Here is a 1409-nt window from a genome sequence, read left to right on the forward strand (position 1 = left end):
CCCCACTCCCGCCTACTTTTCAAGCTTTTTGTCCTGTACTTAGATGGTAAATATGACTGATCTTTTTTGGGAGTCTGTGTCTGTATTTTATGCTACATAAGCTTTTCAGCTTGCTTGTCCCCCTGTCAGGTGAGTCAGGGAAAACGCACTCTAAGCAACGACCGAAAAAAGAGAGGAATCTGGACTTACGCTCTCAATGTCAGTCCCCCGCCTTGGCAATTCCTCAAATGGTAGAAGAATTAACTCAATACTTAACACCCACTTTATTTGCTTCCTTAAAATATCTCCAGGGAAATCATGAGAAATTAATGAGAAATAGGCTTTTAAATCTACCAGTAATGGTCGCTTTAGTATTTGCCAGGTTCCAACTATCATTAACAACAGTAGATATCTGGCTCGTCCCAGTTCATTTTCTAACACTTTCTGGTATAGTTCACTTATCATTTTCGTTATCTAGGTCATATCTAGTAAATATGACTTATTTTTTTTTGGAGTCTGTGTCTGTATTCTATGCTACATAAGCTTTTCAGCTTGCTTGTCCCCCTGTCAGGTGGGAAGCACCAGAACGAATAAGCTTGGATGAATTTAGTAACTTAAAAGGACATAAAGATTTCATAACAACGGTCGTAGATCTGGACAAGAAAATTTTACTAGATGTGATTAAAGGACATAAGCAAGAAGAATTAATGGAAGCCTTAAAAGCACAGCCAGAGGCAGTTCGGGAGAAGGTGAAAGAAGTGAGCGTCGATATGTGGTCAGGATTTACAGCAGTGATCAAGGAATTATTTCCCAATGCTAAAATCATCTATGACCGTTTTCATGTAATGGCTATCATCAATGACGAGCTTAATAAATTGAGAAAGTTAATGGGGGTGCATGAAAAGGGATTACCTCATTTATTATGGAAGAATAAAGAGGACTTAAAGGACGAGCAAAAACAACAACTAGAAGTTATCCTGAAAGAACATCCCTGCTTGGGAATAGCCTGGGAAATGAAAGAAGAAATTAGACAAATTTATCAAAGTAGTAGAACGTTCAGAGGTGCTGAGAGAAAATTGGAAAAATGGATAAGAATAGGCGGGATATTATATCAAAGTAGTGCCAGCATGATCCAGAAGCATTTGCCTGGTATTTGTAATTACTTTGAAAATCAGACAACCAACGGATTAATTGAGGGAATGAATACCAAAATAAAGCTTATTAAAAGAATGGGTTATGGATTTACCAATTTTGAACATCTTCGACTTAAGCTGTTTGCTTGCTTTAATTCCCACATTCCGCACCCTAAGTGTCACAACGTCTCAAAAGAGGAAGATGCCTGAGTCAAAATACTTATCTAGAGGAGTGAGTTGGCGGCAAGCTGCCGGCAACTAAGCCGAAAATTCCAGGGTTCCCCCAGTCATTCGCAA

1 pseudogene is annotated in these 1409 nt (G+C 38.8%); it reads left to right on the forward strand.

Annotated elements, in window-relative coordinates:
* Positions 1-551: 551 nt before the first annotated feature.
* Positions 552-1322, forward strand: a pseudogene (locus tag PX482_RS24275) (ISL3 family transposase); the annotation flags it as partial.
* Positions 1323-1409 lie beyond the last annotated feature (87 nt).

It is taken from the genome of Microcystis sp. M53602_WE12 (assembly GCF_030065455.1).
GTDB classification, from domain to species: Bacteria; Cyanobacteriota; Cyanobacteriia; order Cyanobacteriales; family Microcystaceae; genus Microcystis; species Microcystis aeruginosa.